Origin of the sequence: Ruegeria sp. THAF33 (assembly GCF_009363615.1) — a bacterium.
Classification (GTDB): domain Bacteria; phylum Pseudomonadota; class Alphaproteobacteria; order Rhodobacterales; family Rhodobacteraceae; genus Ruegeria.
This window is the reverse complement of record NZ_CP045387.1, coordinates 25,997-48,066: the sequence shown is the minus strand read 5'-3', so window position 1 is coordinate 48,066 and position 22,070 is coordinate 25,997. Positions and strand designations below refer to the sequence as shown.

Genomic DNA, 22,070 nt, shown 5'->3' with positions numbered 1-22,070 from the left:
TTCCAAGACGATAAACGCCAATGAAAATAATTGCACCTATAAAACACCTAATTGATTACAACGTGAAGGTTCGCGTTAAGGCGGACGGTAGCGGAGTTGGTCTCGCGAATGTGAAGATGTCGATGAACCCGTTCGACGAGATTGCGGTTGAAGAGGCGATCCGTCTGAAGGAAGCGGGCAAGGCGGACGAGCTTGTCGTCGTGTCGATCGGCGTGAAACAGGCGCAGGAAACGCTGCGCACGGCGCTGGCGATGGGCGCGGACCGGGCGATCCTCGTCGTGGCCGCCGACGACGTGCACCAAGATATCGAGCCGCTGGCGGTGGCCAAGATCCTAAAGGCCGTGATCGACGCCGAGGCGCCGGGCCTGGTGATCGCGGGCAAACAGGCGATCGACAACGACATGAACGCGACCGGCCAGATGCTGGCGGCGCTGCTGGGCTGGGGTCAGGCGACCTATGCCTCTGAGGTTGCGATCGAGGGCGAGCATGCCGTCGTGACCCGCGAAGTGGACGGCGGTCTGCAGACCATCAAGGTGAAGCTGCCGGCGATCGTCACCGCCGACCTGCGCCTGAACGAGCCGCGCTACGCCTCGCTGCCCAACATCATGAAAGCCAAGAAGAAACCGCTGGACGAAAAGACCGCCGCCGATTTCGGCGTCGATGTCACGCCGCGCCTGACCGTCGTCAAGACGGCAGAGCCCGCCGCGCGTTCGGCCGGGGAAATGGTTGGCTCGGTCGACGAGCTGGTGTCGAAGCTGAAAGAAAAGGGGATCGTGTAATGGCTGTTCTTCTCCTTGCAGAAATCGCCGGTGGTGCACTGGCGCTGGACGCCACCGCCAAGGCGGTGACCGCTGCCAAATCGCTGGGCGATGTGACCGTTCTGGTTGCGGGCCCCGCTGCCGCAGGCGAGGCCGCGTCGAAGATCGACGGCGTGGCAAAGGTTCTGGTGGCGGATGACGCCGCCTATGCCAACGGCCTGGCCGAGCCGGTCGCCGATCTGGTGGTCAGCCTGGCAGGCAATTATGAACATATCGTTGCTCCGTCCACGGCGAGCGCGAAAAACATCCTGCCGCGCGTCGCGGCGCTGCTGGACGTGATGGTTTTGTCGGACGTCACCGCCATCGTGGACGGGTCCACGTTCGAACGCCCGATCTACGCGGGCAACGCGATTCAGACGGTAAAGTCCAACGATTCCAAGAAGGTACTGACCGTCCGCACCACCGCCTTCGACGCGGCTGGCCAGGGTGGTTCGGCCGCCGTCGAGGCCATCGCAGCGGCCGGCAACGCGGGCCTGAGCGCCTGGGTCGAGGACAAGGTCGCGGCGTCGGATCGTCCGGAACTGACCTCGGCCAAGATCGTGGTCTCGGGCGGTCGCGGCGTCGGTTCCGAGGAGAACTTCGCGATCATCGAGGGCCTGGCCGACAAGCTGGGCGCGGCGGTCGGCGCCTCGCGCGCGGCGGTGGATAGCGGGTTCGCACCGAACGACTGGCAGGTCGGCCAGACCGGCAAGGTCGTGGCGCCCGAGCTGTACATCGCGGTCGGGATTTCCGGGGCAATTCAACACCTTGCAGGCATGAAGGACAGCAAGGTCATCGTCGCCATCAACAAGGATGAAGAGGCCCAGATCTTCCAGGTCGCCGACTACGGCCTGGTCGCAGACCTGCTCGACGCCGTCCCGGATATGACAAAGGCACTCTAAGAATGACAAACGTCTACATCTGCGATTACATCCGCACACCAATTGGTCGCTATGGCGGCGCGCTTTCTTCTGTGCGAGCCGACGATCTTGGTGCAATCCCACTCAGGGCCCTGGCCAGCCGAAACCCGAAGCTAGATCTAGCGGCCATTGACGAAGTGATTTTCGGCTGCGCCAACCAGGCGGGCGAGGACAACCGCAACGTCGCACGCATGTCGCTGCTACTCGCGGGATTTCCGGATTGTGTCCCTGGCACGACGATGAACCGGTTGTGCGGATCGGGTATGGACGCCGTAATCACAGCCGCCCGCGCGATCAAAGCTGGAGAAGCCGATCTCATTGTTGCTGGCGGTGTGGAAAGCATGTCTCGTGCTCCGTTTGTGATGCCAAAAGCTACAACTGCATTCTCGCGCGAAAATTCTGCTGAAGACACCACCATCGGCTGGCGCTTCGTCAATAAACAGATGAAGAGTCAATACGGCGTCGACAGCATGCCTGAAACGGCCGAAAACGTAGCGGAAGACTTCAGCATCAACCGCGCCGACCAAGATGCCTTCGCCATGCGTTCGCAGCGAAAGGCGAGAGATGCCATGGCGAACGGTCGTTTGGCCCGTGAAATTGTCCCGGTAGAGATTCCTCAGCGAAAGGGGGAGCCAAAGATCGTCGTACAGGATGAACACCCTCGCGCGGGTACGACTTTGGAAGCGCTCGCCCAACTGAAAACTTTCGTAAAAGCGGACGGCACTGTAACCGCTGGGAATTCTTCGGGCGTGAACGATGGTGCCGCAGCATTGATCCTTGCCACCAGCGACGTCGCAAAAAAATTTGGCCTCACACCGATCGCAAGGGTCTTGGGCGGCGCAACCGCGGGCGTCGCACCGCGCATCATGGGTTTCGGGCCGGCACCGGCGTCGGAAAAGCTGATGGCGCGACTTGGACTGAAACAAGAAGACTTCTCGGTAATCGAACTTAACGAAGCCTTTGCTTCGCAGGGTCTGGCCACACTACGGCACCTGGGGATCGCGGATGATGACGCCCGCGTGAACCCGAACGGCGGCGCTATTGCTCTCGGCCATCCGCTTGGCATGTCAGGTGCCCGCATCACTGGTTCAGCGATGCTGGACCTCAAACCTGGAGAAAAGTCGTTATCGACCATGTGTATTGGCGTGGGACAGGGGATTGCAATCGCGCTCGAAGCTGTCTGAGGTGCCGCGACAACCACAAAACTAACATAAGTTCTCTTATGGGATTTTTGGCCAACCCAAAATTTCCGGTAGAATTAGTCCTCTACAGCCTCCCTGTTGTCGCCTTTCAAATTTTCCCCGGGAGCGACCGACTAGCGGCACCGGTAATGCCGGTGCCGCCCTTTTCCGAAAGAACGATTGAACGGCCCAGAATGTTTGCGAGACGGATCATCCCGTGACCTGCGTATCGGCAGGCATCCCATTTCGGCGACCTCGCGCCGCTACAAGATTTCTTCTCTGCACTTCCGAATGTAACATATATCGCGTGGCGATATTTCGCGCAGCGTGTCCGTTTCGCGGGCATGAACTTGCGGGACCGTGTAGCACTGAACATCCAGGACTTGAGACGCGCCCGCGGCCTCAGCCAAGAGGAGCTTGCTCATCGGGCCGACGTGAGCCGCGGCCATATGGGCAAGGTCGAGAACGCCAAGTTCGCCGCCTCCCTCGACCTTCTCGAACGTATCGCCAAAGCGCTGAACGTAGATCCAAAAGAGCTCTTCACAAAACGCTAGCCATTATTTGCCAGCTCCTGATGCGTCCTGGAGTGGAACGTCTCAAGAGGTAGTCAAATGGAGTGCAGAGAGTTCAATGGGTAAGAAGAAGACAGGCTGGCCCTTCCAAGACGGGTTTCTGAACGATGGTGCGCAGGAGATTCACCTGTTCACCGATTACCGTTGGAATGATGGCTCGGTGAGCCGTCGTTGGCATGTTGATCCAGAACGCTATGACACAGATCTTGCCGACCTTCGCCCGTTCTCCCTGAAGGCATCGGACAGTTCGGATCAGTAGGAAAACCACTCCGAATGACCCATGTTGCCCTCGTAGTCGCCGTATTCGACCATGATGCTGCGGGAGTAGAAGTGCCAGAGGCCACCACCGCTTGGGTAGGCAATCTCCTGACCGCTTTCCGAGATGAATGTCGCGGGCCAGGGCGTGTGGGATCCGTAAACCCGCTGGATGTAGCGGCAGGTCCGGTTTTCGCGATCGCAAGAACGTATCGACCAGTCCCATTGACGCGGCTCGTCACGCGGCTCGTAGGAGCGCCCGGTGAACCAGATCACATGAGTCCGGTTCAGCCATTCGTATTCAGGTAGGTTGGTGTCGAGTTCGCCCTCTCCACCCGGTCCGCCCAGCTCGACCGGCACGTGAGCGAAGGTACAGACCCCGAAGGGCGGCAGGCTGGGCCAGGGCGTGATGCGGCGGATCATGGTGCGATAGGCCCGTGCGCAGACAGCGCTCGGCGGGAAACCTCCCGCCATGCAGAGCATGATAGCGCAGTCGATATCATAGGCCTGCGCCTTCTCAGGGGCTCCGAACACCGCCATCGCCCCCATCGCCGCTGCCATCGCCTGTCGATTCATGTCGCTCTCCCGCAAAAGTTGCGGCAACTATCGTGCAATATGTTTTTTTCCGCAATATGTTGTATTGACTCCATATGACTTTATGGCCTTAGTGTCGTGAAGTAGAAGGGCTCTCGTGGGGAGAGTCCGAACATGCCGATAGCGCGCAACCAGATCCTGATCACCATCGATGGTGTCAAAGACCTTTTTGAAAAGGGCATCGCGTTCCGCTGCCGGTATGAACTCGTGGGGTTCACGGACGATGGCAAGCCGCGCTACCAGTGCATCTACCTGCGCGAGGGCGAGCCGGAAGCCATTCTGGTCTCGACCCGGATCACCCCGCACGGGCCAGAGCCGCGGTATTTCAACATATGGCCGGGCCTCTTCAAACATCATCTCGAGTTCGGTGACGGGCGCGATCTGCGCTTTGGCCCTGACTACAGCATTACCCTCGAGGAGCGCGGCTGACGTCATCGCCTTCGGTCGCGACGGCACAGCCCGGACGTCTGGCTGGACCTTCTACGGAGACCGACCTGCTTGGGCAGGGCTGGATGGTGACGCTGAGGCCGGGGTCGTATTGGCGTCTCGGGATGCCACCCCTCCTTCGGGTCGAGACGACATCCTCGACCTGATCCGCAGGACTGCTGCCCGCCACCAGAGCAACCATGCGCTCCGGAAGGTGGGTCTTGATGCAGGCCACTGGCTCGTCCTGTTCCGCGCCCTTATCGAGGCCGAGAGCAGCTACAACCCGACCGCCGTGAGCCCCAAAGGCGCCTATGGGCTCGGCCAGCTGATGCCAGACACGGCCCGCAGCCTCGGGGTCGATCCGCGCGATCCCTCTCAGAACCTCGATGGCGCCGCACGCTATCTGCTCGCGCAGATCGCCACGTTCAAGGACATCGATCTGGCGCTCGCAGCCTATAACGCCGGCCCGCACCGCGTGGTCGAGCATTCCGGCATTCCACCCTTCACCGAGACCCGCGACTACATCGCGCGCATCCACCGGATCCGGTCCCGACTCGCGGCTACACCTGTTTCCTCGCCGGACATCCGCGTCGCAGCCCGGGTGCCTGCGCGCGCTCCGGTCCTCATCGATCTTCAGTAAAACAAGGGAACTTCGCATGCTCAGACATCGCCTCAGCCGCCTCTTGCCCGTCGCCACAACCCTGGCAGCTTTCGCAACGCCCGCTTTCGCGCAGGACTTGTCACCGATCCAGACCATGCTGGAAACCGTCGAGGCCGCGCTGACCGGTCCGATCGGGATCGCGGTCGCCACGCTCGCGGTCATCGGCACCGGCTTCATGTGCATGATGGGGCGGCTGAACTGGGGCTGGTTCGCCTCGGTCATCATCGGGATCGTGCTGATCTTCTCGGCCGGCACCATCGTCGACGGCTTCTCCTGAGGTTGGAGAATAGAGTTGGCAGAACGATCCCCCCTTTTTCTGGGCCTCGCCCGACCGCCCAAGTATCTGGGCCTCCCTGTCGGATACCTCGTGGTACTGGCGACCGGGGTCGTTCTGCCGTTCATCTGGACCAAGTCGATGGTGTTCTTCCTGATCGGCCTTGTCGCCTATCCGATCCTCTGGTTCGTCGCTGACCGCGAGCCGCATTTCTTCGAAGTGCTGCGCGTCTCCTATGGATCAGTGCGCCCGACGAAGAACCGGGCCCTGCACGGAGGCGACAGCTTTGGCGCTTGATGCGGGCACTCTTTCCACTCACGGAACCGCTCTGCTTCAGGCTGGCGGCGGGGCGTTCGCGCGGGAGAGCTATCTCGCGGAGCATCTGCCGTATTTTGCGCTCGCGGAAGACGATGTCATGGTCCTGCGCGAAGGCGACCTCTTGGCGACCCTGCGCCTTGATGGTCTGAATCCGATGACCTCTGAGGACGCCCGGCTCGACGCGCTCAAACGCGCGGTCGCGGCCATCGTCGCCCAGACTGGCAGTGCCTTCGGCTTCTACATTCACCGGATCTCCGTGCCGCAGGATCTCGGGATGCGCCCCATCGAGGGAGACAGTTTCGCAGCCGCGATCGACGCGCGCTGGCAGGCCCATGTCAAAGACCTCTGCCCCGCCAAGCGCCAGCTCTATCTCAGCGTGATCCGGCGCCCCGACATTTCGGCTCGTATTCCGCTCCTCCGCGCGCTGGCCCGCAAGGCCTGGGTCAAGGACCGCGCGACGCGCCTGCAGGAGCTGAACGAGGTCATGGGCTTCTTCGAGGTGGCGCTTGCCTCGGCCAATCCCGTGAGGCTCACAAAGTCGGGCGGGGAGTGGCTGGGCTACCTCAACACACTGAACGCAGGCAGCTTCTCCCCGATCTCCTTCGGGCAAAGCACCCTGCCCCTCTCGCACACGCTCAGCAACTGCCGCGCGACCTTCGACGGCGACGTGGTCACCCTGACCGACGCCGTGACCGGCCAGGTCAAATACGGCGCTCTCTTCTCGATGAAGACTTATCCGGCGCTTACAGACGTCACGCTGCTCGACGCGCTCGACCTGCCGCTCGACATCGTACTGACGAACTCCTTCAGCCCGATCCCGAACAACATCATGGCTGAGCGCATCCAAAGGATCATCCGCCAGATGCATGCCTCCGACGATGCCGCCGTTTCCCTGCGCGAGCAACTCGGGCAAGCCGCCGACGATCAGGAAGCAGGCCGCATCGCCTTTGGCGACCATCACCTCTCGATCGCCGTCTATGCACCAGACCGCGACACGCTCGAACGGGCCGCCGCCCAGATCAAGCGCGTGGGCCAGGAGATCATGTCGGTGATCGTGCGCGAGAATATGGCATTGAAAGCCACCTACTTCGCGCAGTCCCCCGGCAACTTCGGCTACCGGGCGCGGAAGACGCCGATCTCCTCGATCAACTTCGCGGATTTCGCGGCACTTCACGGCAGCGTCGAAGGGCGCGGGCCGGATCAGTCGCCTTGGGGTCAGACCATTTCGGTCCTGCCGACGGTCGGCACCTCGGGTTATCGCTTCAATTTCCACGAGGCGGGCAGCCCGGGCAAGGAACCGACCGTCGGCCACACCCTCGTTCTGGGACGCACCGGCACCGGCAAGACGCTCACCACCGCCTTCCTCGCGGCGCAGGCGCAACGGGTCGGCGCGCGGCTCTTCTTCTTCGACAAGGATCGCGGCCTCGAGATGGCCGTGCGCGCCCTCGGAGGCCGCTACAACGAAATCCGGGCCGGTGTTCCCACGGGGCTGAACCCGCTTGCGACCGAGACCGATGAGCGTGGCCGCGCCTGGCTCTCGGACTGGCTTGCGACCCTTCTCACGCGCAATGGCACGCTCTCGGGCGAGCAATCCCGCCATATCCAGAGTGCCGTCGGGCAGAACGCCGATGCGGGCGCGGCGCTGCAACGCTTCGTTAGTTTCGAGACGCTGTTTCAATCGCTTGATGATGATGGCGAGTTGCAAAGCCGCGTCGCCGAATGGGCGCCGGGTGGGCGCTACGGTTGGGTCTTTGACGAGCCGGAACAGGGTGCCGGGCTTGAACTGGCCTCCGACATCATCGGCTTCGACATGACCGAAATCCTCGACATGACCACCGAGCGCATGGCGGTGCTCTCCTATATCTTCCGCCAGATTGAACGCGTGGTCGAGGACCGCCGCCCCACCATCATCGTCCTCGACGAAGCCTGGAAGCTCTTGGACGATCCCTACTTTGGGGCGCGACTCGAAAACTGGCTGGTGACGCTGCGCAAGATGAACTGCGTCGTCATCATGATGACGCAATATCCAAGCCAGCTGCGCGACAGCCGCGTCGGCAAGACCATCGTCGAGACAGTACCGACCCAGATCCTCTTCCCGAACGACCGCGCCACAATCTCGGATTACGATTTCCTCCGCGTGAACGCCAAAGAGGCGGCCCTTCTCGTCCAGCCCACCATCGGCCAGCGCATCGCGCTTGTGCGCTCGGCGGGCGACAGCGTCTTCGTCGACGCCGATCTCTCCGCGCTTGGAGACCTCCTTCCCATCCTTGGCGGCGGTGCCACCGGCGAGGCCCGCGTGCCTGCCGATTGGCGCGCCAATCCCGATTTCTGGAGACATGTGATATGAGTTCAAAACCCCTCCTGGCGCTTTGCGCTGCCGCAAGCCTGCTGTCGGCTTGCGAAAAGTACACCGAGAAAACCTCGCCCTGCTTCGGTCGCAATGGCGAGCCGCAGGTGACCCGGTCCGCGCTTTCCTTCTCGACCATGGGCGCAGCGGTTCAGGAGACGGACAAGCCCGACTGCACCTTCGAGCCCCTGCCCCGTCCGGAATGAACCGCGCCGCGATCATATCCGCCGGGCTTTGCCTCGGCCTCGGTACCCTGCCCGCGCATGCCCAAGGGGTTCCGACGCAGGACAATTCCGCGATCGGCCGCGCCATCGCACGGGTGACGGCATTGGCCGAGGATCTGGGCGTGCAGCAGGACAAGGACCGCACCGAGTCCACGCTGGCCGACGTCCAGGCCGACCAACTGCGCGTCCTCGAGGAGATGACCGCCGCGATCACCGGCCCCGGCTTCGATATCCGCGCGCTCGAGGGCAATGCGGATTTCGGGGTGGCGGCGGTCTACCCGAACACCGATGCGAGTCCGATGGTGAGCCGCCTTTTTGGCGAGGGCCGCGAGACCGTCGAGATGATGATCGTCGAGGTCGCGGGCGAGTTCGCAGGCGCGCCGGGTGTGGCCCGCGCCGGCCTCTCCGCCACCCAGTGGCGCTGCCTCTTCCAGGCCCTGATCAAGCAGGAGAGCCGCTTCAACGTCGCCGCCGAAAGCCCGGTCGGCGCCTATGGGCTGACCCAGCTCATGCCTGGAACCGCGTCTGACCTCGGCGTCGATCGCTATGATGTGAAGGACAACCTGCGCGGCGGCGCGCGTTACATCACCACGCAGTTGGGCCGCTTCGGCAACATCCCCCATGCGCTTGCGGCCTATAACGCCGGACCGGGCCGGGTCATCGAATATGGCGGCGTGCCGCCCTTTGCCGAAACCCAGGGCTACGTGCGCAACATCTCGAAGTTCTACAACGAATACCTGGCTGTCGTTGGCGGCGCCGACGCGCTCGGGACGCTCTCGCCCTCGGATTTTGCACTGGCCGAATATGCCAGCATCTCCGAGGCAGGCGTCTATTACGCCGCCGATAGTTCGGCAACGACCGAGCAAGTGATCAACCGCCTCCGCGCGATCATCCTGCAGATCGATGCGCAGCCCAATGCCAAGGCGGCCTGGGAACTCAACACCTACGCCAAGGCCGAGATCGCCCGCATTCTCAATCTTCGTGTCCGGCTGATGGCCGCCAACCAGCAGCGCGAGGCAGCCTACGCGCAGCACCTCGTCGCCGACCGATTGGCCGAGCGCGACTTCATGCAAATGGGAGTTCCCGAATGAGACAGCTTCTCCTGACCGCCGCCGCGGTCACCGCGCTCGGGCTCAGCGGGCCCGCCACGGCTCAGGGCGTGCCGACCTTCGATGGCTCGCAGCTTGGCCAACTCGTCGCCCAGCTCGAACACATGGCTGAGGATCTAAATGTCCAGATGCAGCAACTCGCCACCATGCGGCTGGAACTGGAAACCCAGCTGTCGCAGCTCACAAACCTTGAGGCGCAACTGACCTCGCTGATCGAGGGCAGCGGGTTGGGCGAGCTCTTCGCAACAGTCGAGGAATTCCGCGCGCTGCGCGGCAAGCTCGTGGCTCCTCTCAACACCGCGCAGTCCTTGGCCAGCGGCGATTTCCTCAGCGGCTTCAATCCCGGTGCGGAACTCTCGGCCTCCGTCGAGCGCGTGCTGTCGGGCAGCGGCTTCACCTCGGAGCGCCTGAGCACGCTCTCGGGATCGGATCAGCCCGCCGACAACCGCATAGCCGCCTCCGCCGGAGCCAGCGCCATGCTGTCCGTCGCCGCGCAGGAAAGCCACGAGGAGGCAGGCCAAAGCCTCGAGCGGCTCGAGACCATGGTCGGGCTCATCGATGATCAGGACGGTCTAAAGGCCGCTGTCGATCTCAACACCCGCGTCACCGCCGAGCTCGGCATCATCCTGACCCAAATCTGGCGGCTGGAAGCGGCGCAAGGCGTCAGTGCCGGCCAGCTTGGCGTCGTCGATGCCGCGACCCTCGCGGATGAGCGCAAATTCCGCTCGATGGCGGTGGACCCATGAGGCAAACCATGACTCACAGCTTGGCATCAATTCGGTCTCTTTGCTTCGCCGCACTTGTCGTGAGTACCCTGCCCAGTGTTGCGTTGGCCCAGACCCCGAGCACAGATCCCTCCGGCGACACGACCTTCAACTCGATGGCCATCGCGCGGGACCAGGCCGACGCATGCCGGGTCCCGAAACCGCCCATCGATCTGGCCGAGACCGCATACCTTCGCAATGGTTACCGCGCGATTCTGCGTATCCTGATCGCTGAAGAGGCGCTCGCCTCGGAGAGCTGTACCTGCCTGCTGGGCGACTTCACCTGGGACCAAGCGCTTGACGCCATGCCCCGGTTCCAGACCTCGGACAACCCGCGTCTGCCGTTCAAGGTGCTCGATCTCTACGCGCAGGCCGACGCGCTCGAGGCTCAGGTCGTGGAGGTCTGTGCGGAATAGATGGGAGTAATTCGCGACATACTGGGACAGGTCGACGCCGCGGTAGACACTGTGGCGCAGGACGGCTTTGTCTCTTCGGCAGGCGCTGTCGGCGACGTGATCTCGGCCGGGGCCGCGCTCCTCGTCGTGCTCCTCGGGATCAACGCGGTCATGCAACTCCGCCCCCTGCCCTTCGGCACCGGCTTTGCCTTCGGGATGAAGGTGGCGCTCGTGGGCATATTCGCGCAGAGTTGGGATAATTTCAGCGTCATCTATGACATCGTCACGCGCGTGCCCGACTCCGTCGGGGCCTCGATCCTCGCGCTCACCGGCTCGGGCGATGAGGCCGGGGTCTATGAGAGCCTCGACAACATGGTCGCCCGCATCACCGCCTATGGCGACACGATCGGCGACCGGGCGGGCTGGGTCTTCGGGGCGGTCCTGGGCGCGATCTTCTTCGTCCTTTCAGCCGTCTTTGCCGCCGTCACCGCCGGGATCATCGCCTTCGCCCGCATTGTGTTCGCGCTGATGATCGTGATCGCCCCCTTCATGATCGTGACTTCGCTGTTCAAACCAACCCAGTCGCTTTTTGAGGCCTGGACCCGCGCCACCATCGGCTATGCGCTCATGCCGGTCGCCGCCGCCGGGGCCGCAGGCATCATTGTCGCCATCGCCGAGGCCATCGGGGACGCCTCCGCCGATCCGGGTGATGTCGAGACCGTCAGCCTCATCCTGCCCTTCCTCGTCATCCTGATCCTCAGCGCCGGGATCATGGCCTCGGTCCCCTACATCGCCTCCAACCTCACCGGCGTCGTGGGCATTGCCTCCAACGCCGTGGGTCTGACCGGCCTCGCGCGTCAGGGCTTCGTGAACACGCGCCAGTATGGCACCGGCGCGACCTCCCGCCTCGTCACCGGCAAGTCTCCGCACGAGCTGAACCAGATGGCCAATGCGGGCGTGGTCAAAACCGGCGAGATGATCCGGCAAAGCCCCGGCGCGCTTCTCTCCGCCGCCAAGGCCTTCCGCAAACCCTGATGTGAAAGACGATTGACTTGAAGAAGCTTGTGACCAGTTCCCCCGCGCCCGATCGCGATGCTTTTGAGGCGGATTTCATCTACGGGCCAAGACGGCGCGAGCGCTTCGCGTGGTTGGTCGCGGCGGCCGGTGTGCTGGTCGGCGTGGCCGGCATGGTCGCCGGCGCGAGCCTCTTTCCGCTCAAGACGACCGAAACCTTCGTGGTCGTGGTCGACAAGGAAACCGGCGAAATGGACCGGGTCGCCGCCGTCCAGGCGCTGACACTCTCGGAAAGCGATGCCATCATCCAGGCCAATCTCGTGGCCTATGTCGATGATCGGGAAACTTATGACCTGACCGATGGCGAGCAACGCATCAACTCGGTGCTCGACCGTTCGGATGGCGACGCCGCGCGCACGCTGCGCGATCTCTGGTCCTCCACCAACGAAGACTACCCGATTACCGTCTATGGCCGTGACGCCAAGATCGAGGTGGTGATCAAGTCGGTGAACCAGATCGAGCGCGGCGTGGCCCAGGTCCGTTTCACCCGCACGCTGCGCCGTCCCCGCGATACCCGCACCGTCACTCGGTCTTACGTCGCCACTGTCGGTTACGACTTCCAACCCGAAACCCGCCAGCGCCTTCAGGACGTCTGGGCCAACCCCTTGGGCTTCGTGGTGACCTCCTACCGCGTCGACGCCGAGACCCTGGAGAACTGACCTAAATGAGATCTCTACCTGCGCTCCTCCTGGCGCTTGCCATGCCCGTTGCCGCATCCGCCGAAGCCACGCCACAAGGCGGCCCGCTCGATATCCGCATCCGCACTGCCGTCTACAATGAAAACCAGGTCTACCGGATCGAAACTGACTTGCGGCATTCGACCACGATTCATTTCGGGGCCGGGGAGAGGTTCGAGGCGGTCATTGTCGGCGACACCGAGAGCTTCCAGGTCGATCCGATCCCCGAGCTCGGCAATGTTCTCACGATCAAACCGCATGTGGCCAATGCCTCGACCAACATGACGGTGATCACCAACCGCCGCACCTATTCCTTCCACCTGCGCGAGGGTTCGATCCCGAACCGCACTGGTATGTTCTTCGAGGTGCGCTTCCGCTACCCCGACGAGGAACGCCGCGCGGCGGGTGCCACCCAGCCCAAGGGCTATGAGGCTCCGCGGAACTACAACTACCGCGTCTCGGGCGAAGGTGATTTCCGCCCCAGCCATATCTACGACGACGGGCGCTACACGTATTTCGTCTTCCCGGAGAACAGTCGCCAGCCCGCCCTCTTCAAGGCCGATGACCAGGGTCGCGAGCGGACGGTCAACTGGACCCAGCAAGGCAACACGGTCCGGGTGCTCGGGGTGAACACTTACTGGACGCTGCGCATCGGCGACGAGGCGATCTGCGCCTGGCGCGACGAAAGCGCGATCTACGTGAGCAACTGACCATGGCCGATCAAACCCCTCCCGATCTGCAGGACCGCCTCGACCAGTTCAACCAGCGTGGAAAATCCGGACGCCGGGGCAACAGCCTCGGGGTCGGTGCGCTCGCCGCGGCCCTCGCCCTTGGCGGCGCCGGGGTCGCGTATTTCCTGGCCACTGGTCTGCAGGAAGGTGACAGCGCACTTGAGACCTCCGATGTCGAGACCTTCCAGGACCGCCGCCCCGGCACCGGCGGGCGGCTGGAATTTCCGCCTGACGAGACCGAGCAACGGGTCAACGACGCGCTGATCGCCGTCGAGGAAGCGCTCGAGGTGCCTGCGGCGCCAGCACCTGAGCCGAGCGCCGAAGTGTTGGCCGAGATCGCCAAGCTGCGCGAGGCGCTGGCCGCCAGCCAGGCCGCCCGCAACTCGGAAATCCAGTCCGCCGTCTCAGATCTTCGGGAAGCATTCGACGAGCAAAAGGCCGCGCTCGAAGCAACGCTCGCCGCAAAGGAAACCGAGCTGGCCAATCTGCAGCGCCAGACCGAGACCCGCATCGAAGGTTTGCAGGCCATGCTGGATGCCGAACGCGCGCAGCGCGAGGGGCTCGAGGCCGAGCTCGACCGCGAGGGTCTGATTGCCGATCAGCGCCTTCTCGAAGAACGCCGACGCCAGGAAGAGGAGCAGCGCCAGCGCGAGGCCGAACAGGTCGCCAAAGAGCTTCTGACCGCGCAAATCAAATCCCCCGCCGTGGTCTACGCTGACGGTCCCCGTGGTGGCCAAAGTGGCGCGGCGGTCGCCGATCCTGCTGCCGCTGGAACCGGGGGCCCGGTACTCTCGGGCAATGAGGCGTTCCTGCAAAGCGCGCGCCCACTCGAAGTGCAAGAAGCTGCCCGCCTCACCCATCCCGAACGCACGCTGACGCAAGGGTCCGTCATCCAGGCGGCGCTCCAGACCGCTATAAACAGCGACCTGCCGGGCTCCGTGGTCGCGGTCGTCTCCGAGCCGGTCCCGGCGTTTTCCGGGGACCGGATCCTGATCCCCCGGGGCTCCCGCCTTTTTGGCCAATACCGCTCCGGGATCGAAATGCACCAGAAGCGCATCCTGATCCTCTGGACCCGCGTCCTGACCCCGGACGGCACCTCGATGGAAATCGCCGCTGTGGGCGGCGACCAGCTTGGCCGCTCGGGCCTCACTGGTCTCGTCGACACCAAGTTTGCCGAGCGCTTCGGCGGGGCGGCGCTGATTTCCGTGATCGGGGCGGCGCCTGCCGTGGCGGCGGAGAGTGCCAACAACGAGACGACAAGCATTGTCCTGGGCGATGTCAGCAGCGACCTGCAGGACGCTGTCGGGTCGGTCATCGCCGATCAGGTCTCGATCGCGCCGACGATCTATGTCGATCAGGGCGCCTCGGTCACCGTGCTCGTGGACCGGGATGTGGTGATCTACGGGGGTTCCGGTTCACAATGAAAAAGAAGCATCAGGTTTCGCGTTCGAGCCGCAGGCGAGAGGCAGCGAAACCAGGTTCAATATTACCGGAATCACCGAATTGATGGATCAGGCCTCGCCAGCCTCATACCTCGAGCGTTATCTCGACCCGTTCCGCGATCTCCTGCGGCGTGACGACGTGGTCGAGATCGCGATCAACCCCGACGGCAAGGTCTGGCTCGAGGTCGCGGGGGATGCCAGCATGCGCCACGAAGGTCAGACCGTGGATCGGACCACAGCCCTCAACATGGCCCAGACCATCGTCGGCGATGCCAAGGCCCGCGTCTCTGAAAAGAACCCCCTCGTCTCCGGCAAGGTGGAATATGCGGGCCGCCCGCTTCGGGTCCAGGTCGCCGTGCCGCCCGCCATCGATCGCGGTGCCTCGATCACCATTCGCCTCTTCGCCTCTGGCAGCATTAGGGACTACGCCCCGGCTTATCTCTTCGGCAAGGCCGTCTCGCTCGACGCCCTCCGCGCGGAGAAGATGAAAAACATCGCCAGTCTAGCGGAGGAGAACCTTGAGGCCGCGCTGCAGACTCTGGTCGAGGCGCGGCTCAACGTCCTGATCAGCGGCGGCACCTCGACCGGGAAGACCACGTTCGCCCGCCACCTCCTGACCCATGTGAGCGAGCACGAGCGGCTGATCACCATCGAAGACGCTTTTGAGCTCTTCCCCGGCCAGCCCAACACCGTCGCCCTCCTTGCCGACCGCGGTGCCGGTTCGCAACGCAGCGCCAACGCTCTCCTTCAAGCCTCCCTCCGTATGCGACCTGACCGGATCATCGTCGGCGAGCTGCGCGGTGCCGAGGCCCTGACCTACCTCGAGGCCATCAACACCGGCCATGGCGGGTCGGTTTCCACCATCCACGCGGAAACCGCAGAACTCGCAATCGATCGACTGGCGATCATGGTGCTGCAGGCCGGCACACCACTGACCTTTGCCGAGGTTCGGGAATACATCCGGAAATCCATCGATGTGATCGTCCAGCTCGGGCGGGCCGAGGGGAAGCGGGGGATTACGGAGTTCTATCTGCCGGGGTCGAGAAAACTACCGACATAGACGGCGCGATGCAGCCGTTTGCAACGCTGAACTGAACTTCCGCAAGGCGAAGTGTAGCGTTCACGCCAAAAGGAGACAGCTGACGTATTATCAACGGGCAGCGGTGACACTCCGGACCTTGGGGCGTTGAAGGAGTATCGCACAATTTCTTTGACCGCAGCGCGAAGAAAAACCTAACTATTTGAATTACGTATGATACTCTCTATGCGAGCAGCAGCGGGGTCGGCACAACCACCCTAAAACGAAAGGAGGCGACCACTGACTCAAGTACTTCCAGAAGATTTGGTTAATATAGTTTCGGGCGATCCAGAAGAGTTGGGTGTTCATCTCCAGCTTGTTAAACGGGACGTGCTCTTGAAAGATTGCGTGGCCCGTCTCCACTGTCATTGCCTGACTGTGGATGGGAACGGACGCGTCAAGCCGGAGCGTCTTGCGGAATTTATGCGCAACTCAATTATCGATTATGCCGTCCCGAAATCGCGGTTGGATGATGCGCGGGCGCGGGACGCCAGATTCAAGTCCGGAAGCGCGGTTGCAGCCCTGCACCACGAGGCAATCGGCACTTTTACGGACCTTGCCAATACTGGCGAAGGCGGCGAGATGCTGCTCTTCCTACTCGCAGAGCGCTTTCTCAAGGTTCCTCAGGTGCTCTGTAAGATGGACCTTAAGACCGACTCTCACATGCACTATCATGGTGCGGACGGCGTCTATGCTTCCGTAAACGAAAACGGCCTTCTCAAACTTTTCTGGGGCGAGTCAAAGGTGTATGGCGACCCTACAGCGGCCATAAGAGATTGCCTTTCATCACTTGCCCCTTTCCTCGTGGAGACGGACCACGAAGGCGCTGATCGCGAGCGGGATCTCGTGCTCCTCAGCGACAAAGCCGATCTCAGTGATCCGGAACTTACGGCCGCATTCCGGAAATATTTCGACCGAACCTCACCGCTATCGAACAGGGTCGAATATTGCGGGATCGCGCTTATCGCCTTCGATGCGGATTTCTATCCGAAAGATGATGCAAAAGGCATCGGGGAGGACATCCTGAAGGCGGCGAATGACGAAATGGAAAAATGGGTGAAGAATGTAAAGAACAGACTATCGGTGGAGAAACTCGACAAATTCGACATTCAGTTTTTCTGTGTGCCAGTGCCTTCGGCGGATGGGTTTCGCGCATCGTTCCTTAAGGCGCTGGGTATTAAGAAATGAAAGATACCGAACTCTTTGATTGGCTGTCGGGTGAGGCGCTTCGTGATGATATTATCAGGTTGACTCAGATCACAGTGGCGACTGAGATAACAAATCTGGACGCAATCCATGAATCCGCTGACCCAAAGAAGAGCTTTGACTGGCAGCAGCTTCTTTTGGCCGGAAGCCTTTTGGCCAGATCAACCGAACGAACGCATCAGGAGGCGGCGCTGCGGATCGCAACCGCTGCCGTCACACTCGAAACTTCGCCGGAAGTGCGGGATGCGGGGGCTGTCCTCCTCGAAAAGCTGTCCAATCGCAGGTCCGTCGAGCTGGCAATACTGCGAAACCGGATCGCTCCCGATCTTGAGGGCAGACTGGGCGTGTCGATGCGCCTTGAAGCCAACAGAAGACGTTTCGAGGACTCGATACTCCTTGAATCGAGCGGAAAATGGATAGGCGTCAACGATTTTCAGAAAGAACTATGGGCGGGCGCCTCTTCCGGCGCCGGCTGGCTTTCAGCGTCCGCGCCAACCGCGTCCGGAAAAACTTACCTCGTTTTGCAGTGGCTGCTCGATCACGTTCGCACGAGCAAGACAAAGATCGCCGTTTACCTTGCCCCAACCCGGGCTTTGGTGAGTGAGATTGAACTCAGTCTGAAGGAGCTATGTCAGTCGGACACCGGCATCGAGATCACGTCGCTACCGCTGACGGAAGTTTATTTCTCATCTACGACGGGAGACAAGAAAGCCGTCTTCGTATTCACGCAGGAGCGTTTGCACCTGCTTGTCAATCTTCTCGGGGAGGACTTCAGTGTAGACCTTCTCATTGTTGATGAAGCGCACAAGATCGGAGACAATCAGCGTGGTGTAATACTGCAGGATGCAATCGAGCGGGTGTCTCGGCAGAACCCGATGATGAAGGTCGTGTTTGTAAGTCCTTCGACACAAAATCCCGGAGAACTGCTTGAGGATGCGCCGAACGATATGCCGAAAACGTCGGTCAATACCGATATGCCAACCGTTCTGCAGAACGTGATCCTAGCCGAGCAAGTGCCTCGGAAGCCCAAGGAGTGGTCGCTGGACCTTGTCTGGGGCGATTCACCCATACCACTGGGCACGCTTAAACTGTCAAACAAGCCTGCGGGCCTGAAAAAAAGGCTGGCGTTTATCGCAGCGGCGGCAGGCGGTCGCGGCGGCACACTGGTTTACTGCAACGGCGCGGCTGAAGCGGAGGACGTCGCGCTCCTTATCAGCCAGTTGGAAGGCTCGGAGAAGACAGATGATCAGGAATTGCTGGACCTGGCTGATCTGGCCCGCAAAGGGGTCCACCGTAATTATCAGCTCGCGCCGCTGGTCGAACGTGGTGTCGCTTTTCACTATGGAAACATGCCCTCTCTCATCCGCACCGAGGTTGAGAGGCTGTTCCGCGACGGCAAGATAAGATTTCTTGCCTGCACCTCGACGCTGATTGAAGGAGTAAATCTCTCTTGCAGGACCATCGTTGTGCGCGGTCCCCGGAAGGGCCGTGGGAACCCGATGGAGCCGCACGACTTCTGGAACCTCGCGGGACGGGCCGGTCGCTGGGGAAACGAATTCCAAGGCAATATTATCTGTATCGATCCAAAGGATGAAAAAGCATGGCCCGTCGGCGTGCCGAAGCGCTCACGCTACCCGATCAAGAGAGAAACTGACGTCGTTATATCTTCCACCGATGAACTGGCTGCGTATCTTGAGAACAGAAACATCGACTCTTTGGCCGATCTTGCGCAAGGCGAAGAATTCGAACAGGTCGGGGCTTACCTCCTCAATACATATATTCGTCTTGGTACGCTTTCCGATGCCGCATTTGCGAAACGGCATTCTCCAGATGCGCTCCGGAAACTCGATAGAAGCCTCGAAGGTATTTCGGCGCTGATCAATATTACGCAGGATGTTCTAGTAAGACATCCAGGCGTCAGCGCGGTGGGCCTGCAGCGTTTGCTGGAAGCTTTTCGAAAGTACGAAGGCAATATCGAAAATCTGCTGCTCGCGCCTTCGGAAAGCGTCGATGCGTACGACAGGTACGTCACCGTCATGCGACGGATTAACGCAAATTTGTATCCTGTCTTCCTGCCAGACAGTCTCATTCCCCTGCACGCGCTCGTGGTTGTCGAGTGGCTGAAAGGATTGTCTTTGGCTGCAATTATCAGGAAGCGTATAGAGTATCAGCAACGAAACAACAGATCGTTCAAGCTTCCAGTGCTCATTCGCGAAACGATGAGCATGGTGGAAGAGACAGCAAGATTCAAGGCACCGAAGTATATTTCCGCCTATATGGATGTCCTCCGCCTGTTCTTGACTGAAGCCGAGCGCGAGGACCTGATTGATGAAGACTTTGACATCGGGATAGCGCTTGAGTTTGGCGTCTCCAGCATCACGCTTCTCTCATTAATGGAACTAGGGCTTTCCCGCATGTCTGCGGTGGCCTTGTATGAGAAGATTGCGCGCGACGATCTGGACAAGGAAGGTTGCCTGGCCTGGATTAATCAGCATGGCCCGAATTTCGCCGGGATGGACCTGCCTAACCTTATCGTCAGGGAAACGCTGCAGGTATCGGGCCTTGATGATCCGGAAGCGGGCCACGAATTCAGCGAATAGAGTAGAGAGGAAGCGATTATGCCCGCAAAGCCAGTAGAGATCGGATCGCTCTCATTCGCGAGGAAAGGAGACGCAAACGACTTTTTTAGGGATATGCTGTACAAATATGAACTGGGTGACAAGGTAACCAATGAAGACGCCGAAATACTAACGCATCTCATGCATATGCATCCCGAAGCCGCCGAAAAGATCGGCCCGGGAATTGAAAGCTTCAGTGTAAGAACGGCGGATTACGGAACGCGCTGCTTCTGGGTCAACCGCGTCGATGGAACGACAGAAAAATTCTCCTTTCGAGCGTGTTACTGATCATCAACACAGAGCTGCCATCGGCTATCGCTCATTAATTGGCTCGTATTCGAGTTTATGCTCTTCCTGGTGTGCGGTGACCTGCCACTGGGCTCTGATCCAGCCATGACTGGTGCCCGGTTGGTCTTAAGCTGCCTACGGATTCTGGACCGCCGAAAGGTGGAGGATCCGGTTGCCGAAAACAAACGCGAAATACATGCTATGCGAAATCTTCTTCTCTAAAATTCAATCTTAGTTCTGCGCCACGGCTGCCCTATACCCTCGCTGCTTTTTGCTAGCATGGAGCTTCATGAGCGCCGTGACAGCCTTGCCCTCGTCATCATGAAATTCGATCATCATCTGCCCTCGAAACCCGATACGGCCCCATTCCCGCACGAGGCATGCGCCGCCAAACAGGTCTGGTTGAACACTCATTCTATAGAAGCGCCGCATGTTGATAGACAGGTCGACCCGCTTGAGATCGACTGTCGTCGGGAACACTTCCATTTGCTGCATCGTATCCAACATATTGGGCAATCCCTTCTCATGTGTCACAATATCAGGTAGACATATGTGTTTCCACTATGTTCTAATTTTTCCCGACTCGGGCGAAACATTTCCGCTGCACTCTCTCCTAGCTTGGCAGAACTGCTGCAGGTTTAGGATTTTGACTGTACTTCGTGTTCTTGAATAGGGCGACAAATGGTAAAGAACATCTGCATATTCTCGGACGGAACCGGCCAGATGGGTGGCGCCAGGCCAGACCAACGGCTGTCGAATGTTTACAAGATGTATCGAGCCATGCGTCCCGGCCCAGATTCACCAATTAGCCCTAAGGACCAAGTGGCTTTTTACGACCCGGGCTTGGGAACAGGAGAACGCGGTGGGTTTTTCGGTCGGATCAAGCCCATCCTGGAAAGCGCCGTCGGAACTGGCATCGACCACAACATAATCGATTGCTACGAGCAGATCATCGCCCATTACGAGCCCGGCGACCGTGTGTTGCTGTTTGGGTTCTCGCGCGGGGCCTACACAGTAAGAGCACTTGCAAACGTTATGAACCTCTGCGGTGTCCCGACGCAGATGCCAGATGGTTCGCCGGTCCCGCGTTACGGCCCCGGATTGCGCAAGATCGCCAAGGACGCTGTAAAATTCGTGTATAATCACGGTGCTGGAAAACCGCGCGGACAAGATCCTTACTTCAAGAACCGTGAAGAACTCGGCAAGCGATTTCGCAAGAAGTATTCGAGCTTTCCGCTCGTAGGCGAAGAAAATCAGGGAAACGTTCAGCCAACATTCATCGGGGTCTTCGACACGGTGGCATCACTGCGAACGGCAGTTGTCCGCACCTTGGTCTGGGGCGTCACGTTCGGGGTCGGGGCGGCTTTGGCCGCAGGCGTTGCACTCGGATGGTCTTGGCTTTTGGTTGTTCCGCTTGGCGTACTTCTAGTCGCGCTTCTTTGGCAGCTAGGTTCCCTGTTGCTCGACAACTTCAAGTATTTCTCGGACGATCCCGAGCGCAAACTGAAGCTCTGGCGCCCAACCGATTGGCCGCAGATTCTCAAGACGGGTCATTTCGCGGCTTGGAACAAGCGCAACTACGACAAGTGGCTGGATCCCGATGTCCAACACGCCCGTCACGCCATGGCGATCGACGAAGACCGTGCTGACTTTCCAAGGGTTGGATGGGCATCGAAGGCGGCCGCGATTGAGACCAAAGATCGAGAGCCGAAGTGGTTGAAGCAGGTCTGGTTCCCGGGCTGTCATAGCGACATCGGTGGAAGCTATCCTGAGGCAGAGTCCCGCCTGAGCGATATCGCCCTCGATTGGATGGTCGACGAATTGAAAGACTGCGTGCCGTCGATCCAGATCAACGAGAACGTCTTGAACCGCGCCCCTGACCCTCTGGGTTTGCAGCACCGCGAAGACGCGATGGTAGCATTTGGCCCCCTCCGCATCCGCTGGAAGAAGGGAATTCGCGCAGTTGGCGACGACTTCCCGCTCCATCCTTCAGTCGAAGAGCGCATGCGAGCCAAGGCCGTCGCCCAGTGTGGCGAGGTCAAACCCTACCGACCTGCCCAATTGAAAGAGCGACGCGACTTGAAATTCTACTACGACGAATAGGGGACTAGTCGACGGC

General features: G+C 60.8%; 25 protein-coding genes. 23 read left to right on the top strand and 2 right to left on the bottom strand.

The window, feature by feature from the left end; all coding sequences use genetic code 11:
- Positions 1-20: 20 nt before the first annotated feature.
- The 5 genes from FIU92_RS22140 to FIU92_RS22120 all read left to right on the top strand — a co-directional run bounded on the left by FIU92_RS22140 (position 21) and on the right by FIU92_RS22120 (position 3,729).
- The gene (locus tag FIU92_RS22140) at positions 21-779 is read left to right on the top strand and encodes an electron transfer flavoprotein subunit beta/FixA family protein (protein ID WP_009804215.1); all 759 of its coding nucleotides are present in this window, start codon (positions 21-23) and stop codon (positions 777-779) included.
- Complete coding sequence (locus tag FIU92_RS22135; protein WP_009804214.1) at positions 779-1,699, top strand: electron transfer flavoprotein subunit alpha/FixB family protein; 921 nt, start codon at positions 779-781, stop codon at positions 1,697-1,699. Before FIU92_RS22140 ends, FIU92_RS22135 begins: the two co-directional genes overlap by 1 nt.
- Positions 1,700-1,701: 2 nt before the next feature.
- Positions 1,702-2,901, top strand: coding sequence for a 3-oxoadipyl-CoA thiolase (gene pcaF / locus FIU92_RS22130; RefSeq protein WP_009804213.1), 1,200 nt, complete (start codon positions 1,702-1,704; stop codon positions 2,899-2,901).
- A 341-nt stretch (positions 2,902-3,242) separates the two neighbouring features.
- Positions 3,243-3,452 (top strand): helix-turn-helix domain-containing protein, encoded by a 210-nt coding sequence (locus tag FIU92_RS22125; protein WP_133840905.1) that lies wholly within the window; start codon positions 3,243-3,245, stop codon positions 3,450-3,452.
- A 76-nt stretch (positions 3,453-3,528) separates the two neighbouring features.
- A complete protein-coding gene (locus tag FIU92_RS22120) occupies positions 3,529-3,729 on the top strand; it encodes a hypothetical protein (protein ID WP_133840904.1) in 201 nt (66 codons plus the stop codon).
- Here FIU92_RS22120 and FIU92_RS22115 read toward each other — a convergent pair.
- Positions 3,723-4,301 carry a hypothetical protein gene (locus FIU92_RS22115; protein WP_133840903.1) on the bottom strand — a complete coding sequence of 193 codons (579 nt, stop codon included), beginning with the start codon at positions 4,299-4,301 and terminating at the stop codon, positions 3,723-3,725. The two genes, FIU92_RS22120 and FIU92_RS22115, sit on opposite strands and share 7 nt — an antisense overlap.
- 132 nt (positions 4,302-4,433) lie before the next feature.
- On the opposite strand from FIU92_RS22115, the gene FIU92_RS22110 reads away from it, so the two are divergent.
- The 17 genes from FIU92_RS22110 to FIU92_RS22030 all read left to right on the top strand — a co-directional run bounded on the left by FIU92_RS22110 (position 4,434) and on the right by FIU92_RS22030 (position 19,951).
- Entirely contained in the window at positions 4,434-4,748 is a 315-nt protein-coding gene (locus FIU92_RS22110; protein WP_133840902.1) for a hypothetical protein, read from the top strand.
- A gap of 109 nt (positions 4,749-4,857) precedes the next feature.
- Positions 4,858-5,385, top strand: coding sequence for a lytic transglycosylase domain-containing protein (locus FIU92_RS22105; RefSeq protein ID WP_235872046.1), 528 nt, complete (start codon positions 4,858-4,860; stop codon positions 5,383-5,385).
- Between the two features lie 16 nt (positions 5,386-5,401).
- The gene (locus tag FIU92_RS22100) at positions 5,402-5,683 is read left to right on the top strand and encodes a TrbC/VirB2 family protein (RefSeq protein ID WP_065335126.1); all 282 of its coding nucleotides are present in this window, start codon (positions 5,402-5,404) and stop codon (positions 5,681-5,683) included.
- 15 nt (positions 5,684-5,698) lie between these two features.
- Complete coding sequence (locus FIU92_RS22095; RefSeq protein ID WP_038070148.1) at positions 5,699-5,977, top strand: type IV secretion system protein VirB3; 279 nt, start codon at positions 5,699-5,701, stop codon at positions 5,975-5,977.
- Complete coding sequence (locus FIU92_RS22090; RefSeq protein ID WP_235872045.1) at positions 5,916-8,345, top strand: type IV secretion system protein B4; 2,430 nt, start codon at positions 5,916-5,918, stop codon at positions 8,343-8,345. Before FIU92_RS22095 ends, FIU92_RS22090 begins: the two co-directional genes overlap by 62 nt.
- The gene (locus FIU92_RS22085; RefSeq protein WP_133840900.1) at positions 8,342-8,551 is read left to right on the top strand and encodes a hypothetical protein; all 210 of its coding nucleotides are present in this window, start codon (positions 8,342-8,344) and stop codon (positions 8,549-8,551) included. Before FIU92_RS22090 ends, FIU92_RS22085 begins: the two co-directional genes overlap by 4 nt.
- Complete coding sequence (locus FIU92_RS22080) at positions 8,548-9,660, top strand: lytic transglycosylase domain-containing protein (RefSeq protein WP_133840899.1); 1,113 nt, start codon at positions 8,548-8,550, stop codon at positions 9,658-9,660. Before FIU92_RS22085 ends, FIU92_RS22080 begins: the two co-directional genes overlap by 4 nt.
- Positions 9,657-10,424 (top strand): type IV secretion system protein, encoded by a 768-nt coding sequence (locus tag FIU92_RS22075; protein WP_152460853.1) that lies wholly within the window; start codon positions 9,657-9,659, stop codon positions 10,422-10,424. The genes FIU92_RS22080 and FIU92_RS22075 overlap by 4 nt, the downstream gene beginning before the upstream one ends.
- 8 nt (positions 10,425-10,432) lie before the next feature.
- On the top strand, positions 10,433-10,858 hold the full coding sequence (locus tag FIU92_RS22070; protein ID WP_133840897.1) for a hypothetical protein: 426 nt from the start codon (positions 10,433-10,435) through the stop codon (positions 10,856-10,858).
- Positions 10,859-11,872: a type IV secretion system protein gene (locus FIU92_RS22065; RefSeq protein ID WP_133840896.1), complete on the top strand. Its 1,014-nt coding sequence runs from the start codon at positions 10,859-10,861 to the stop codon at positions 11,870-11,872.
- A gap of 17 nt (positions 11,873-11,889) precedes the next feature.
- A complete protein-coding gene (locus FIU92_RS22060; RefSeq protein ID WP_133840895.1) occupies positions 11,890-12,570 on the top strand; it encodes a virB8 family protein in 681 nt (226 codons plus the stop codon).
- A 5-nt stretch (positions 12,571-12,575) separates the two neighbouring features.
- Complete coding sequence (locus FIU92_RS22055; RefSeq protein ID WP_133840894.1) at positions 12,576-13,298, top strand: TrbG/VirB9 family P-type conjugative transfer protein; 723 nt, start codon at positions 12,576-12,578, stop codon at positions 13,296-13,298.
- Positions 13,299-13,300: 2 nt separating this feature from the next.
- The gene (locus FIU92_RS22050) at positions 13,301-14,743 is read left to right on the top strand and encodes a TrbI/VirB10 family protein (protein WP_133840893.1); all 1,443 of its coding nucleotides are present in this window, start codon (positions 13,301-13,303) and stop codon (positions 14,741-14,743) included.
- Positions 14,744-14,825: 82 nt separating this feature from the next.
- Positions 14,826-15,821, top strand: a complete 996-nt coding sequence (gene virB11, locus FIU92_RS22045) for a P-type DNA transfer ATPase VirB11 (protein ID WP_007120616.1) — start codon at positions 14,826-14,828, stop codon at positions 15,819-15,821.
- A 258-nt stretch (positions 15,822-16,079) separates the two neighbouring features.
- Positions 16,080-17,027, top strand: coding sequence for a DUF1837 domain-containing protein (locus tag FIU92_RS22040; RefSeq protein ID WP_037210173.1), 948 nt, complete (start codon positions 16,080-16,082; stop codon positions 17,025-17,027).
- Positions 17,024-19,645: a DEAD/DEAH box helicase gene (locus FIU92_RS22035; protein ID WP_084353841.1), complete on the top strand. Its 2,622-nt coding sequence runs from the start codon at positions 17,024-17,026 to the stop codon at positions 19,643-19,645. Before FIU92_RS22040 ends, FIU92_RS22035 begins: the two co-directional genes overlap by 4 nt.
- An 18-nt stretch (positions 19,646-19,663) precedes the next feature.
- Positions 19,664-19,951 carry a DCL family protein gene (locus FIU92_RS22030; RefSeq protein ID WP_007120620.1) on the top strand — a complete coding sequence of 96 codons (288 nt, stop codon included), beginning with the start codon at positions 19,664-19,666 and terminating at the stop codon, positions 19,949-19,951.
- Positions 19,952-20,182: 231 nt separating this feature from the next.
- On the opposite strand, the gene FIU92_RS22025 is transcribed toward FIU92_RS22030, so the two are convergent.
- Positions 20,183-20,458 carry a WGR domain-containing protein gene (locus FIU92_RS22025; RefSeq protein WP_007120621.1) on the bottom strand — a complete coding sequence of 92 codons (276 nt, stop codon included), beginning with the start codon at positions 20,456-20,458 and terminating at the stop codon, positions 20,183-20,185.
- 174 nt (positions 20,459-20,632) lie between these two features.
- On the opposite strand from FIU92_RS22025, the gene FIU92_RS22020 reads away from it, so the two are divergent.
- The gene (locus FIU92_RS22020; protein WP_040701697.1) at positions 20,633-22,054 is read left to right on the top strand and encodes a DUF2235 domain-containing protein; all 1,422 of its coding nucleotides are present in this window, start codon (positions 20,633-20,635) and stop codon (positions 22,052-22,054) included.
- The last annotated feature ends 16 nt before the right edge of the window (positions 22,055-22,070 follow it).